We start from the raw sequence: 14738 nt of genomic DNA, 5'->3' as shown, positions 1-14738 counted from the left end.
GGCATGGATTTTAAGCAGAAAACAACCAAAAGTTATATAAAAAAGTGCATTTATCGCATTTAAATATTTAGAAGAATGCATGGCAAACGTTTGCTTTTACCTTTCGGTCAGCTAAAATGCCCGCTTTGCCACCACGGGATTGTTTTCGATGTCTGTTTCCACCCTAGAGTCAGAAAATGCGCAACCGGTTGCGCAGACTCAAAACAGCGAACTGATTTATCGTCTTGAAGATCGTCCGCCGCTTGCTCAAACTCTGTTTGCCGCCTGTCAGCATCTGCTGGCGATGTTTGTCGCGGTAATCACGCCAGCACTGTTAATTTGCCAGGCGCTGGGTTTACCAGCACAGGACACGCAACACATTATTAGTATGTCGCTGTTTGCTTCCGGTGTGGCGTCGATTATTCAGATTAAAGCCTGGGGGCCGGTTGGTTCCGGGTTATTGTCTATTCAGGGCACCAGCTTTAACTTCGTTGCTCCGCTAATTATGGGCGGAACGGCACTGAAGACCGGTGGCGCCGATGTTCCTACCATGATGGCGGCGCTCTTCGGCACACTGATGCTGGCAAGTTGCACCGAAATGGTAATCTCCCGCGTTTTACATCTGGCGCGCCGCATTATTACGCCTCTGGTTTCTGGCGTCGTAGTAATGATTATCGGCCTGTCGCTAATACAGGTTGGGTTAACGTCCATTGGCGGCGGTTATGCGGCCATGAACGATAACACCTTTGGCGCGCCGAAAAATTTGCTGCTGGCGGGCGTGGTCTTAGCTTTAATCATTCTGCTTAACCGTCAACGTAACCCTTACTTACGCGTGGCCTCGCTGGTGATTGCGATGGCAGCCGGATATGCGCTGGCGTGGTTTATGGGCATGTTGCCAGAAAGCAACGAGCCGATGACGCAAGAACTGATTATGGTGCCAACACCGCTCTATTACGGGCTTGGTATTGAATGGAGTTTGCTGTTGCCGCTGATGCTGGTCTTTATGATCACCTCGCTGGAAACTATTGGCGATATCACCGCCACCTCCGACGTTTCCGAACAACCGGTTTCCGGTCCGCTGTACATGAAACGCCTGAAAGGCGGCGTACTGGCAAACGGCCTGAACTCGTTTGTATCGGCGGTGTTTAACACTTTCCCGAACTCCTGCTTCGGGCAGAACAACGGTGTGATCCAGTTGACCGGTGTTGCCAGCCGTTATGTCGGTTTTGTCGTCGCACTGATGCTGATTGTGCTCGGCCTGTTCCCGGCTGTGAGCGGTTTTGTGCAGCATATTCCGGAACCGGTACTTGGCGGCGCTACGCTGGTGATGTTTGGTACTATCGCCGCATCAGGTGTGCGTATCGTTTCTCGTGAACCGCTGAATCGTCGGGCCATTCTGATTATCGCGCTGTCGCTGGCGGTCGGTCTGGGCGTTTCTCAGCAGCCGCTGATTTTGCAGTTTGCCCCTGACTGGCTGAAAAACCTGCTCTCCTCCGGGATCGCCGCTGGCGGTATCACTGCCATTGTGCTGAACCTGATTTTCCCGCCAGAAAAACAGTAACCCACTCACGGCGGTAAAATTCTTTACCGCCGTAGCCACTCGCTTTCTCCATTCCCGCCTTGAGGAATGCGCGTAAATCGTGCATAACTCCCTTATGTGCATTTCACGGGATGGAAGACCATGAAATTTATTGGGAAGCTGCTTCTCTACATTTTCATCGCGCTATTCGTGGCGATCGCTGGCCTCTATTTCCTGCTGCAAACCCGCTGGGGAGCAGAGCATATCAGCGCATGGATTTCCAGGAATAGCGACTATCATTTGACCTTCGGAGCGATGGATCACCGGTTTTCCGCACCATCTCATATCGTGCTGGAGAACGTCACATTCGGTCGCGATGGTCAACCCGCCACTCTGGTGGCGAAAAGTGTCGATATTGCGCTAAGTAGTCGGCAACTGAGCGAACCACGCCATGTCGATACTATCCTGCTGGAAAACGGGACGTTGAATCTCACCGACCAGACCGCGCCGTTACCGTTTAAAGCGGATCGGCTGCAACTGCGTGATATGGCGTTTAACAGTCCCAATAGCGAGTGGAATCTCAGCGCACAGCGAGTAAATGGCGGCGTCGTCCCGTGGTCGCCGGAAGCCGGTAAAGTCCTGGGCACGAAGGCTCAAATTCAGTTCAGTGCCGGCTCTCTGTCACTCAACGATGTTGCTGCTACCAATGTACTGATTGAAGGCACTATTGATAACGATCGCGTCACGCTTACGAATCTGGGCGCCGATATCGCCCGTGGTTCATTAACTGGTAATGCGCAGCGTAATGCCGATGGTAGCTGGCAGGTAGAAAATCTGCGCCTGGCCGATATCCGTCTGCAAAGCGAAAAATCTCTGACCGATTTCTTTGCACCTTTGCGCTCTGTCCCGTCGTTGCAGATTGGCCGCCTTGAAGTGATCGACGCTCGCCTGCAAGGTCCGGACTGGGCGGTGACCGACCTCGATCTCAGCTTGCGCAACATGACCTTCATTAAAGATGACTGGCAGACGCAGGAAGGCAAGCTGTCAATGAACGCCAGCGAGTTTATTTATGGTTCGCTGCATTTATTTGACCCCATTATGAACGCGGAGTTTTCCCCACAGGGCGTCGCGCTTCGCCAGTTCACCAGCCGCTGGGAAGGCGGAATGGTACGAACGTCAGGGAACTGGCAACGCGATGGAAAAACGCTGCTCCTCGACGACGCAGCGATTGTCGGGCTGGAATTTACCTTGCCGAAAAACTGGCAACAGTTGTGGATGCAGCAAACTCCCGCCTGGTTAAACACTCTGCAACTGAAGAGATTTAGCGCCAGCCGCAACCTGATCATTGATATCGACCCTGACTTTCCGTGGCAGCTCACCGCGCTGGATGGTTATGGCGCGAATCTGACGCTGGTTGCCGAGCATAAGTGGGGGGTGTGGAGTGGCACGGCGAACCTGAATGCCGCCGCCGCAACGTTCAATCGTGTCGACGTTCGTCGTCCGTCGCTGGCGCTAACCGCCAATAGCAGCACGGTGAATATCAGCGAACTTAGCGCGTTTACCGAGAAAGGCATTCTTGAAGCCACTGCCAGTGTCTCACAAACGCCGCAGCGCCAGACCCATATCAGCCTGAACGGACGCGGTGTGCCGATGAACATTTTGCAACAGTGGGGATGGCCAGAGTTACCTATTACGGGCGATGGCAATATTCAGCTCACCGCCAGCGGCGATATCCAGACCGATGTACCGCTAAAACCCACGGTTAACGGACAACTCCATGCTGTGAACGCTGAAAAGCAGCAGGTAACCCAAACCATGAATGCTGGCGTAGTTTCCAGTGGCGAAGTCACGTCAACGGAGCCAGTGCGGTAAAAATCAATCTCGCCGGGCACGACATAGCCGTACCCGGCATTTTTTCAACAAATTACAGCATAATTGTCAGTGAGTTACCCACTGGCGACACCACCACACCCAACTCAGTTTCGGTCTGCGAACCGCCTTGCAAACCATTTACTTTCGCAATATTACGCAAGCACAGTGTCCAGTTCTTCGCCTCGCCCGCGCCTGTCACGGTAATCGTATTGCCAGTACGCGCCGCTTTCAGGGTGAAGATCACCGAACCATCGGCGGCGGGCACTTCACAGACAGCTTCATGCCCGTCTTGCAGATTAAAAAGCTGGAAAGCCGTGCCTTCATGCCACGCGTAGTCGGGGCGTTGGTCATTGTTCCCCAGCGCCAGTAAGGTGTTGTCACGCACGTAAACCGGCAAACTAAGAAAATCATGCTGCTGTTTATGCCAACGGCTGCCTTCTGTTTCATCGTTATGCCACAGATGCGTCCAGCGACCTTCTGGCAGATAAAACTGTACATCGCCCACTTCAGAGAACACTGGCGCAACCATCACGCTGTCGCCCAACATGTATTGACGGTCAAGATAATCACAGGCCGGATCGTCCGGGAACTCCATCACCATTGCGCGCATCATCGGCGTACCCAGCGCGTTAGCACGAGCGGCTTCGCGGTACAGATACGGCATCATACGGCATTTAAGCTGAGTGAAATGGCGCACGACATCGCAGGATTCATCATCATAAGCCCACGGCACACGATAAGATTTGCTGCCATGTAAACGGCTATGGCTGGAGAGCAAACCAAATGCGCACCAGCGTTTGTAAACGTGCGCCGGAGCGGTGTTCTCAAAGCCACCGATATCGTGGCTCCAGAAACCAAACCCAGAAAGGCCGATAGATAAACCACCGCGCAGGCTTTCCGCCATTGATTCGTAGTTAGCGTAACAGTCGCCGCCCCAGTGTACCGGGAATTTCTGCGCACCGACGGAGGCCGAGCGGGCAAACAAGACGGCTTCTTCCTCGCCGACGGTTTCCTTGAGCACGTTCCACACCAGTTCGTTGTAGATGTATGCATAATGGTTATGCATTTTCTGCGGATTGGAACCGTCAAACCACTGAACGTCTGTTGGAATACGTTCGCCAAAGTCGGTCTTAAAGCAATCGACGCCCATCGCTACCAGGCCTTTCAGTTTATCGGCGTACCATTTGCAGGCATCTGGGTTGGTAAAGTCATAAATCGCCAGACCTGGCTGCCATTTATCCCATTGCCATAACGAGCCGTCCGGGCGTTTGAGTAAATATCCTTTCTCTTGCAACTCTTTAAATACCGGGGATTTTTGCCCTATATAGGGGTTAATCCAGACGCAGATTTTCAGCCCTTTCGCTTTCAGGCGGCGGATCATCCCTTCCGGGTCAGGGAAAGTTACCGGATCCCACTCAAAATCGCACCACTGGAAAGCTTTCATCCAGAAACAGTCGAAGTGGAAAACATGTAGCGGCAGATTCCGTTCCGCCATGCCGTCGATAAAGCTGTTTACCGTTGCTTCATCATAATTAGTGGTAAATGAAGTCGTTAACCACAAACCAAAGGACCATGCTGGCGGCAACGCCGGACGCCCGGTAAAACGGGTATAACGATCGAGCACCGCTTTCGGCGTCGGGCCATCGATAACAAAGTATTCGAGATATTCACCCTCAACGCTGAACTGTACTTTGGAGACTTTCTCCGATCCCACTTCAAACGAGACGCACTGCGGATGATTAACCAGCACACCGTAGCCACGGTTGGTGATATAGAACGGGATGTTTTTGTACGCCTGTTCGGTGCTGGTTCCGCCATCACGGTTCCAGGTTTCCACCGTCTGACCGTTACGCACCAGCGCAGTGAAGCGTTCCCCCAGACCGTATACCGTTTCACCGACACCGAGATCCAACCGCTCAAACATGTAGCTACGGTTGGTGTTGGTATCCTGTATATAGCCGTTATTTTTCAACTGGCTACCGGTAATACGCACACCATTGCGCAGAAAATCAAGCGACCAGAATTCCCCTTTGGTAACGCGAACACTCAAATTACCGCTCTTCAGCTCGGCATATTCACTCGTGTTTTGCATCTCCACCGGAACGTCATGCAACACATTAATCGGGTAATGCGGACCGCTATCCAGCGCCCCTTGAAAATGCTCAATCCGCACGCCAACCACACCTTCCTGAGGTGAAAAAAAGCGCAGCGTAAACAGCGGCGTATCCAACTGCCAGGTACGCTCCCGCACATCACGCGGCGCGGCATAAACCACCATCTCCTTTCCCCGGTGCTCAACATCAAAAACCTGGATGGGGTGAATCAAATTAAGACCAGGTTGAATAAGCCAGTTTCCATCGCTGATTTTCATAATCCGTTCCTTTCGTTCTGAAATTTTAGTTACCGCATGCATGACAAGTGAAGAAGGCGCCAGTCAGACAGCCCGAAAGTAAACCATCCTTAAGAGTGCGGATATTGCTATTTTTTGTTATCAACTTACGTTTCTTGTTTTCTGTGATCGCGGTAGCGCCAAAATGTAACTTATGGATTTGCTGAAGGTTTCTGTGAAAGGGATCATGGCAAGACGAAACGATACGGAAAAAAGTGTGATGGGGGATGTGATAAGGCGAGGAACTAGCTATAATGCGCCCCGCCTCCATGTAGCAATCGAGGCGCGGAAGATCGTCGTCTCCGGTGAGGCGGCTGGACTTCAAATCCAGTTGGGGCCGCCAGCGGTCCCGGGCAGGTTCGACTCCTGTGATCTTCCGCCAAAATGCCTCTACTGACGTTCGCCAATCCCTTGTAATACGATTAAAACCAGACATTTTCTTCTGTTCATGATTCAATCGGCTTAACCGAGTTCTTTCTTAACATTTATTGCAATGGCGGCGACATGTCAGACAAAGACTTAACCCAGTCCCCGGCAGGCGAATTTATTATGTTTGCCAGCGGTGACGGTGCAGTGCGCGTTGAATGTCGCTTTGATCAAGAAACACTCTGGCTCCCTTAGGCTACTATCACAAACCTTTATCAGATCACTCCTCAGGCCGTCACACAGCACATTAAAGCGATCTATGAAGCAAGCGAGCTTGACCAAAACGCAACCTGTAAGTCTTACTTACAAGTTCAACAGGAAGGTAGCCGCCAGGTAAGTCGTAACAAGCTAAAGTTTGAAAGAGTCAAAATAAAAAGGCGCAGACACTTCGTTGAATGCGCCTGTCTTTTAACAAATCAACAGCAGGCAGGAGAGATCGTCCCCGGCATTGATCATGTCAATCGCTTTATCCATCCGCTGATTGATAATTGGCGAATGCAAGGTTTTCTCGGCAAGGCTCGCCACAATCTTCAGCACCGTTGCCTCATCAGGAGTTGCTTCCAGCGATGTCACACTCAACAAATGCTTTATATAGAAATAATCGAGGATTAAACGGTAAACCTGGCGCATGATCGTTGAGAAATCAGCATCCGGAAAATGACAGTGGTAAATTTTGTAGGTCAGTAAATTGCGCAATACATGCGGGGCGCTGAGGATAGAATCCTGGCAAAGCTGCTGCCATTGCTTATCCAGAACTGCAAACTTATCGACCAGATCCTGCTTATCCGTGCTGGCTGTAATATTTAAATACGCCGCCATCTTCCGATGCACCCCAGCGATAATGTTATCCCTGGCGCCTTCATTCGCGATAAGTGAACCCAATGCCGACAGCGCGCGCACCTTCAATCCAACCGACTCCGTTGACGTTGAGCGATGAATCAAACTTATACCTGCCGCCAGCTCGCTTAATAGTTCCTGATGATACTGTTCGGCCTGCGCAAAATGGCGATGCAGATCGAACTCAATGCGTTGCAAGTAAACCATAAACTGTGCCAGCGCCATCAGGTTCTCTTCAACGTTCAACGATGGCGCCTGTAGAAGGTGCCAGGCAAAGAGATGCACAATCTGTTGGATCTGATTAACCGGCTGCTGCCGGGCGATGATATTGTTTTTCGCCTTCGCCAGCAGCTCATCTTGTTCATGCACTAACATGCTGTCGGCATCGAACAATACCAGCCGGGCTACTTCTGGACATGAAAGCGTCATCGAATAACGAGTTGTATCCGCGTAGTGCTTTTTACAACGTGGATAAGTAGAACAGGTAACTGAAAGCGCGTTGCCTCCCAGCTCGCGATGAACCAGGCAGAGTTTATTTTCGTCGAGAAACGGACACTGCCCCTGCGCGTCCAGCTTAATTCTCGAATATCTTTGTTTACCTTTTCGCACCAGCATCAAATTCTCTTTCGCCAGGCTGGAGATTTCCGGATGGTGTGCGTTGAGGTAATCATGATGAGTTTTCTTGTCGATATCTATTTGCCATCCCTGACAACAGGAAATCAGGCAGTCAGGTCCGACACAGGAAAACTTCTTCACAAACTCGGGTTTGATCACTTTATGGATTTGCATAACATTCTTCGCGTTTAAAAAGCGAACAGTAACATGCTGTCAGAAAAAAATGATAACGCCATAACATGACGGTTTAATAAGCATTTCACGCGTTTCATAAAGATAAAGAATAATGCTCGGCCTCATCAAATTACCCACGCTATTTGTCAGCGACGCTAATGCAAAATATTTCGTTACGACGTGATAAGAAATTTCGATGCTTTTGAATAACGACCTACGCAAACTATGAAGGATACTTATGAGAAGAATATTCATGGTTCCGACGAGAATAATATAAAAGCCTTACGGTCGATTTTATTTTTAGACTGCTTCTGGATGGCGATAATAATGTCAGACGTATCAATGGCCTGCCTGTAATTGCTCAAGATGCGTAACTATTGCTGAAAAGCAACATAAATATGCCTTATATGAACAGAGCCATCCTTGCCATTTTTGCTATCATGCCTGCATACATAAATGACAAAACCGTATGTAGAGGGGAAAAATGGGTTCCACCAGAAAGGGGATGCTGAACGTTCTAATTGCCGCCGTATTGTGGGGAAGTTCAGGTGTCTGCGCACAATACATCATGGAGCAAAGCCAGATGTCATCGCAGTTTCTGACTATGACGCGACTGATATTTGCCGGTTTTATTCTGCTAACGCTCTCCTTTGTCCACGGCGATAAAGTCTTCTCAATCATTAAAAATCATAAAGATGCCATCAGCCTGCTGATTTTTTCCGTTGTTGGCGCACTGACCGTCCAGCTTACTTTCTTACTGACAATTGAAAAATCCAATGCTGCTACAGCAACGGTGCTGCAATTTTTATCACCAACGATTATCGTGGCATGGTTCTCACTGGTACGTAAATCACGCCCCGGCATCCTGGTTTTTTGCGCCATTCTGACATCGCTGATTGGTACGTTTTTATTGGTGACGCACGGTAATCCGACGTCATTATCGATCTCTCCTGCTGCGTTATTCTGGGGTATCGCCTCGGCATTTGCTGCCGCATTCTATACAACATACCCCTCAACGCTCATTTCCCGTTACGGCACGTTGCCAGTGGTCGGCTGGAGTATGCTCATTGGTGGTCTGATCCTGTTGCCCTTTTATGCCGGACAAGGAACAAATTTCGTGGTTAATGGCAGCCTGATTCTGGCATTTTTCTATCTGGTGGTAATTGGAACTTCGCTAACCTTTAGTCTGTATCTGAAAGGCGCACAGTTAATTGGCGGGCCAAAAGCCAGCATTTTGAGCTGTGCAGAACCATTAAGTAGCGCGCTGCTCTCTTTGCTGTTGCTGGGGATCACTTTCACATTACCTGACTGGCTGGGAACGCTGCTGATTCTGTCATCGGTGATTTTGATTTCAATGGATTCCCGCCGCCGCGCCAGAAAAATGTGATCGTCTGGCGCGGCGCGGTTGATAATTACCAGCCCGGCACCGCGCCACCGTTAAAGATAGTTTCTGCCGCTTTAGCAACTTCTGGTGATTGATAAGATTGCAAAAATTCCTTCACGTTTTCTGCATCCTTGTTATCTTCCCGCGCCACCAGAATGTTCACATACGGCGAATTTTTATCTTCAATAAATACGCTGTCATGCACCGGGGAAAGCCCGGTTTGCTGAATATAAGTCGTGCTGATAATCGCCACATCCACTTTCGGGTCGTCCAGTACACGCGGCAACTGTGCCCCCTCCAGTTCCATTATCTGCAAATGACGCGGGTTATCGGTAATATCCAATGCCGTTGGCAGTAAACCTTTCCCTTCTTTCAACGTAATCAGTTTCTCTTTTTGCAAAAGTAACAGCGCCCGCCCAAGGTTGGTCGGATCATTCGGAATCGCCACTGTCGCCCCATCTTTTAGCTGATCGACCGTTTTAATTTTTTTCGAATATCCCGCCATGGGGAATACAAAGGTATTTCCCACCGCCACCAGTTTATAACCGTGCGCCTGATTATCCTGTTCAAGAAAAGGGCGATGCTGGAATACATTGGCATCCAGTTCACCATGATCTGTTGCATCGTTCGGCAGCAATGAACCGCTAAATCCAATCAGTTCAACCTCAAGGCCATACTTCTCTTTAGCCACTTTTTTTGCGACTTCCGCCACATCTTGTTCGGCACCGTTTATGACGCCAACTTTAATGTGTTTGGTATCGCTGCTTTGCTGGTCGCAGCCTACCAGTAGTATTCCTGCCAGTAATAACGCTGCTCCTGTTCGTAGATGATGTGTTGTCAGTTTCATTTTTTATCCTTTTATTAATGATGACCTGACTATAGCGGTAAGGTCGCTGCGGTTAAAAAACGAAATGCTATCGATAAGAAGAAAAAGGAATAAAAGAGGAATATAAGGTCTGGCACTTCTTACTGAATACTAAAACGCGTTTCGTACAGCATGATTAGAGCTATGAAAACAAACTACACTTATGCTTCATTCGATGCCATTTGTAAAAAGGTAGAACTCATGAAACCAACGACGCTGCTTCTTATTTTCGCTGTTTTCGCGATGCCGGGTATGGTGTATGCCGAGTCGCCTTTTAGCTCGTTACAATCGGCGAAAGAGAAAAATACGGTATTACAGGATTTGCGAAAAATTTGTACCCCGCAGGCATCGTTATCAGATGAAGCGTGGGAAAAGTTAATGTTGTCTGATGAAAGCAATAAACAACACATACGCGAAGCCATCGTGGCGATGGAGCGTAATAATCAGAGTAACTACTGGGAAGCGTTGGGCAGGGTAGAATGCCCGGATATGTAAGAGCGGCAACAGCCACTGACCAACACTTCTTTAACCTGATATCAGGATTTCTTCATTTTCACTTTTGCAGTAACCAACAGCGCGGTAAGCAACATCAACGTGCCGGACAATATTAACGGCGAAGTCAGACCAATGTTATCCAGTGCATAACCACCAATTGCCGCGCCGCAGGTATTGGCAAGCTGAATAACAGCCACCTGAATAGATCCCGCCTTTTCTGCCTGATCGGCTAATGAGCGGGTGATCCACGTTGACCAGCCCACGGGAATTAAAGCAAAGGTCAGCCCCCAGATAATCGCCACACCGGTAGCAATAATTTTATCGCTTCCCCACAACGTCAGTACCAGTGCACTAAGAGCAAGCACTAACGGTGCTCCCGCTAAGGCCAGTTTTACTGAACGTTTAAGAATGATCGACGAAAGCGACGTACCGACAAAACTGGCGATACCAAAACTCAACAGCACCAGCGTTAAGCCATCTACGCCGAATCCCGCCAGATTCATATATACCGGTCGAATATAGGTGAAGAAAGCGAATTGCCCCGCAAAGGACATAAAGATAGCGATCATCCCGGCCATCACCCCCGGACGCTGCAACAGACGGAAGGTATTTTGTTTCTGATGCGAGGGTTCGCCAGGCAGCGAAGGCAATGATTTGATAATGCAGATAATACACAGCACGCCCATCACCGCTGCCGCATTAAAGACATTGCGCCAGCCGATAAGCTCGCCTAAAAAGCTGCCTAACGGCGCGGCAATCACCAGCGCAATAGAAACCGCGCCGAAGATCACCGACAGCGCCTTCGGCACCGTACGAGGCGGCACCAGACGCATGGTCAGTGACGCTGACATCGCCCAGAATCCGCCCAGCGCCAGCCCCAGACAGGCTCGACCGATTAATAACATTCTGAACGAGCTGGCAAAGGAAACCAGTAAGCAAGAGAGCGTCAGCAAAACGGCGAACAAAATAACAACGTAGCGGCGGTCGGTGGCCTGAATTGTCTGGGTAATAAACAAACTGGCAAACATCGCCACAAAGGCGGTCACGGTCACCGATTGCCCGGCAAGCCCTTCCGAAATGCCTAAATCCTGCGCCATCGGCGTCAGCAAACTGACAGGTAAAAACTCAACGATAATCAGGCAGGCGACGCAAAACGCCACCGAGAAAACGGCTGACCAGTTCGGTCGGGTGATGGCATCCGCGCCACAGTTTTCTTCGATATGTTCACTCATGGTGTTACCCGTGGCATGTTTCAGGGGAAAAGCCGGTCAGTCTAGCATTGAAATGTGTGACGCATTTAACGTTTTTGCAACCTTTACGGTGTCGTGAGAAAAATTCGAGGCTGCTCGAGGAAATAAAAATCATATGGCAAGGTGATATGCATTTACGCGATTTAGTTGGGAACAAGGGATAAAGTATCGCACTTAGTGATACACTTTAATAACCGTACCTCAACGATATGCGTGTGTTTAAAACTAAATGGTTTGCAAGGGAAGCGAAGTCTCATGCAATAACAGATGAAGAGTTGTGCCAGGCCATTTTAGAAACAGATCAGGGTAAAGCTGATGCGCTTGGTGGTAGCGTTTTTAAAAAGCGCCTTCACCAAAATCGTGAGCGTGCAATTATTCTGGCGAAAGGGGTTAGCAATTGGTTTTACACGTTTTTATATGCAAAACAGGATATGTCGAACATCAATAGTCAGGAACTGTCTGGATTTCGTGAACTCGCAAAGCATTATGCCTTCCTGACGAAAGCCCAACTGACGGTCATGATTAACAGTAAAGAACTGACAGAGATTTGCTATGACTGCAAAAACTAAATTCAAAAGTCCTGCATTTGAGGCCATTCACAGCGCGGCTGCTGGATTGTCCCGCGTTGATGTCATTTCTGCCGAAACAATGCGTACTTTTGACAAAACCTGCCTGACCAGCGTGCCAGACTTACAACCTGTTGAGATAAAAGCACTGCGGGAAAAATTAAAAGTGAGTCAACCCGTCTTCGCTCACTATCTCAATACTAGCGTTTCAACTGTACAAAAATGGGAAAGCGGCGCTAAGCGCCCCAGCGGTATGTCATTAAAACTGCTTAGTATTGTGCAAAAACACGGGTTAGAGGTGCTGCTGTAAATAGAACGTAGGAATGCGTCCGCCTACTGTCAGATCCCATAGCGGATACGGCGTGAACGCCTTATTTGCCCTACAGGTTAGACGTGGGTATGTAGGCATGATAAGACGCGCCAGCGTCGCATCAGGCAAAGCAGTTTTAATGCAGCCAGTGAACGCCCTCGGCAGGCTGAAAGAACGCGTTATAGCGCATCTGGAAAGCGTTAATCTCCTGCATTTCAGGTTCTGTTTCGCGCAGAAAACCCAGCGCCAGCCTGACCTGAGCGTCGGTAATCGGCGCGGCAAGGCGGGCTTTTTGTAAAATTCGATGCCATTGCAACAGGTTCTGTTCGCTACCATCGACAATGACAATTTGCCAGATGAGCAACACCTGCGCGGCGTTTTGCAGGTGCGACTCATCCGGGCGATGCAGGTAACGTAAAAATTCGTCACCCGCTGACTTTCCCATCTGATCGACCATCGATTCGATGGGTACGACATCAATATTCAGCCGATCGCTGAGACGGCGAATCGCCTTTCTGGCTCCGGATGTCAGCACCCGAAAACCAATCACAAACACCACCGCCATCGTAGCGAGCATTATCCAGATCATGAGTTCTCCTGCGTAACCGGCCCTCATGATATCTGGAAACACTTATCAGATACTAATCCACCAGGATGATTTTCAGCGCAAACAGCGCCGCTACAACCACCACACACAGGTTCAGATCGCGCCATCGTCCGGTACAAACTTTCATAATGCAGTACGACATAAAGCCCAGCGCGATACCTTCAGTGATCGAGAAAGTAAAGGGCATCATCACCGTAGTAATAAATGCGGGCACCGATTCGGTAAAATCATCCCAGTTAACGCGCGCCAGACTTGAGGTCATTAACACGCCCACGAAGATGAGCGCCCCGGCAGTCGCATAGGGTGGAACCATTGCCACCAGCGGTGAGAAGAACATAACCAACAGGAACATAACGCCGACCACAACCGCAGTCAGCCCCGTGCGGCCACCGACCGCCACACCAGAAGTACTTTCAATATAGGCGGTAACAGACGAGGTGCCGATAAACGCACCCGCCACCGAACTGACGCTATCGACATACAGCGCCTTATTCATATTGGGGAATTTACCGTTACTATCTATTAAGCCAGCTTTATCAGTTACCCCAATTAATGTTCCTGATGAATCAAATAGGTTGATCAGCATAAAGGAGAAAATGATACCGGCAAGTTCAAGCGACAACGCGCCGCTCAAATCGACTTCACCAATGACACCACTAATATCGGGTGGAATGGAATAGATGCCGCTAAAATGAACATCACCGAAAAATAATCCACAGCAGGAAGTAACAACAATAGAAACCAACACCGCCGCATGAAAATTACGTGATGACAACACGGTTATAATAAAAAAACCTAAAATACCTAACAACACGCCGTGAGAACTTAAATCGCCAATCATAACCAGCGTATCTTTATTGGCGACAATAACACCGGTATTTTTTAATCCCATCAAGGCAATAAATAACCCGATACCACTGGTGATACCAATACGTAAACTTAATGGAATGTTGGAAATCATCCAGTAACGGATACGAAAGAGCGTGAGCAAAAACAGTCCGATTGCGCCCCAGAATATGGCTCCCATCCCGGTCTGCCAGGAGATCCCCATCGCCCCCACAACCACGAACGCGAAGAAGGCGTTCAGCCCCATTGCCGGTGCCAGCGCCACGGGTAAGTTAGCAAATATCCCCATCGCAATACTGCCAATACCGGCAATTAAACAGGTGGTGACAAATACCACTTTCGGGTCCATTTGTGCCGCGCCAAGGATTTGCGGGTTAACAAAAACGATGTACACCATGGTTAAAAAAGTAGTCATCCCCGCAATCAATTCTGTGCGGACGGTGGTTCCATGTTGAGGAAGTTTAAATAATCGCGAAAGCGTCCCTGATTCATTACTCACGTAATCGGTATTGTCATTATTCATTTTTTTGTCCATTGAAGGAAATTTAAATCCTTGCTTTTGTAAAACAAATGACAACACTGGTTCAGTGATAATTATCACATT

12 protein-coding genes, 1 tRNA gene and 1 pseudogene are annotated in these 14738 nt (G+C 49.3%); 8 read left to right on the top strand and 6 right to left on the bottom strand.

Annotated features, from left to right (window positions below):
- Positions 1-148: 148 nt before the first annotated feature.
- A complete protein-coding gene (gene xanP, locus A7098_RS14020) occupies positions 149-1540 on the top strand; it encodes a xanthine/proton symporter XanP (protein WP_010352595.1) in 1392 nt (463 codons plus the stop codon).
- Positions 1541-1660: 120 nt separating this feature from the next.
- On the top strand, positions 1661-3370 hold the full coding sequence (locus A7098_RS14015) for an AsmA family protein (RefSeq protein WP_105280967.1): 1710 nt from the start codon (positions 1661-1663) through the stop codon (positions 3368-3370).
- 52 nt (positions 3371-3422) lie between these two features.
- Here the strand turns inward: A7098_RS14015 and yicI are convergent, their stop codons facing one another.
- Positions 3423-5741, bottom strand: coding sequence for an alpha-xylosidase (gene yicI / locus A7098_RS14010; protein WP_105280966.1), 2319 nt, complete (start codon positions 5739-5741; stop codon positions 3423-3425).
- Between the two features lie 305 nt (positions 5742-6046).
- On the opposite strand from yicI, the gene A7098_RS14005 reads away from it, so the two are divergent.
- Both A7098_RS14005 and A7098_RS14000 read left to right on the top strand, forming a co-directional pair.
- Positions 6047-6141: transfer RNA gene (locus A7098_RS14005), tRNA-Sec, on the top strand.
- 122 nt (positions 6142-6263) lie between these two features.
- Positions 6264-6536, top strand: a pseudogene (locus A7098_RS14000) (hydroxyacid dehydrogenase); the annotation flags it as partial.
- A 57-nt stretch (positions 6537-6593) separates the two neighbouring features.
- On the opposite strand, the gene fliB reads toward A7098_RS14000, so the two are convergent.
- Positions 6594-7811, bottom strand: a complete 1218-nt coding sequence (fliB, locus tag A7098_RS13995) for a flagellin lysine-N-methylase (RefSeq protein WP_032226854.1) — start codon at positions 7809-7811, stop codon at positions 6594-6596.
- Positions 7812-8295: 484 nt separating this feature from the next.
- Here fliB and A7098_RS13990 point away from each other — a divergent pair, with 484 nt between their 5' ends.
- Positions 8296-9198, top strand: coding sequence for a carboxylate/amino acid/amine transporter (locus A7098_RS13990; protein ID WP_000535939.1), 903 nt, complete (start codon positions 8296-8298; stop codon positions 9196-9198).
- A gap of 25 nt (positions 9199-9223) precedes the next feature.
- Here A7098_RS13990 and nlpA read toward each other — a convergent pair whose 3' ends face one another.
- Complete coding sequence (nlpA, locus tag A7098_RS13985; protein WP_000779439.1) at positions 9224-10042, bottom strand: lipoprotein NlpA; 819 nt, start codon at positions 10040-10042, stop codon at positions 9224-9226.
- Positions 10043-10261: 219 nt separating this feature from the next.
- On the opposite strand from nlpA, the gene yicS reads away from it, so the two are divergent.
- The gene (yicS, locus tag A7098_RS13980) at positions 10262-10555 is read left to right on the top strand and encodes a protein YicS (protein ID WP_010344417.1); all 294 of its coding nucleotides are present in this window, start codon (positions 10262-10264) and stop codon (positions 10553-10555) included.
- A 41-nt stretch (positions 10556-10596) separates the two neighbouring features.
- Here yicS and nepI read toward each other — a convergent pair whose 3' ends face one another.
- The gene (gene nepI, locus A7098_RS13975) at positions 10597-11787 is read right to left on the bottom strand and encodes a purine ribonucleoside efflux pump NepI (RefSeq protein ID WP_032226856.1); all 1191 of its coding nucleotides are present in this window, start codon (positions 11785-11787) and stop codon (positions 10597-10599) included.
- Positions 11788-12020: 233 nt separating this feature from the next.
- Here nepI and A7098_RS13965 point away from each other — a divergent pair, with 233 nt between their 5' ends.
- Positions 12021-12374, top strand: a complete 354-nt coding sequence (locus A7098_RS13965; protein WP_123056760.1) for a type II toxin-antitoxin system RelE/ParE family toxin — start codon at positions 12021-12023, stop codon at positions 12372-12374.
- The gene (locus A7098_RS13960; RefSeq protein WP_105280965.1) at positions 12358-12681 is read left to right on the top strand and encodes a DNA-binding transcriptional regulator; all 324 of its coding nucleotides are present in this window, start codon (positions 12358-12360) and stop codon (positions 12679-12681) included. The genes A7098_RS13965 and A7098_RS13960 overlap by 17 nt, the downstream gene beginning before the upstream one ends.
- Before the next feature lie 136 nt (positions 12682-12817).
- Here the strand turns inward: A7098_RS13960 and A7098_RS13955 are convergent, their stop codons facing one another.
- Both A7098_RS13955 and adeQ read right to left on the bottom strand, forming a co-directional pair.
- Entirely contained in the window at positions 12818-13270 is a 453-nt protein-coding gene (locus tag A7098_RS13955; protein ID WP_085461478.1) for a DUF1198 domain-containing protein, read from the bottom strand.
- 52 nt (positions 13271-13322) lie between these two features.
- Positions 13323-14657 (bottom strand): adenine permease AdeQ, encoded by a 1335-nt coding sequence (adeQ, locus tag A7098_RS13950; RefSeq protein WP_016159934.1) that lies wholly within the window; start codon positions 14655-14657, stop codon positions 13323-13325.
- Positions 14658-14738 lie beyond the last annotated feature (81 nt).

The sequence above is a fragment of the Escherichia sp. MOD1-EC7011 genome (assembly GCF_002965005.1).
GTDB classification, from domain to species: domain Bacteria; phylum Pseudomonadota; class Gammaproteobacteria; order Enterobacterales; family Enterobacteriaceae; genus Escherichia; species Escherichia ruysiae.
Note: the sequence above shows the minus strand (reverse complement) of the source record. Positions and strands in the feature narration are given on the sequence as shown.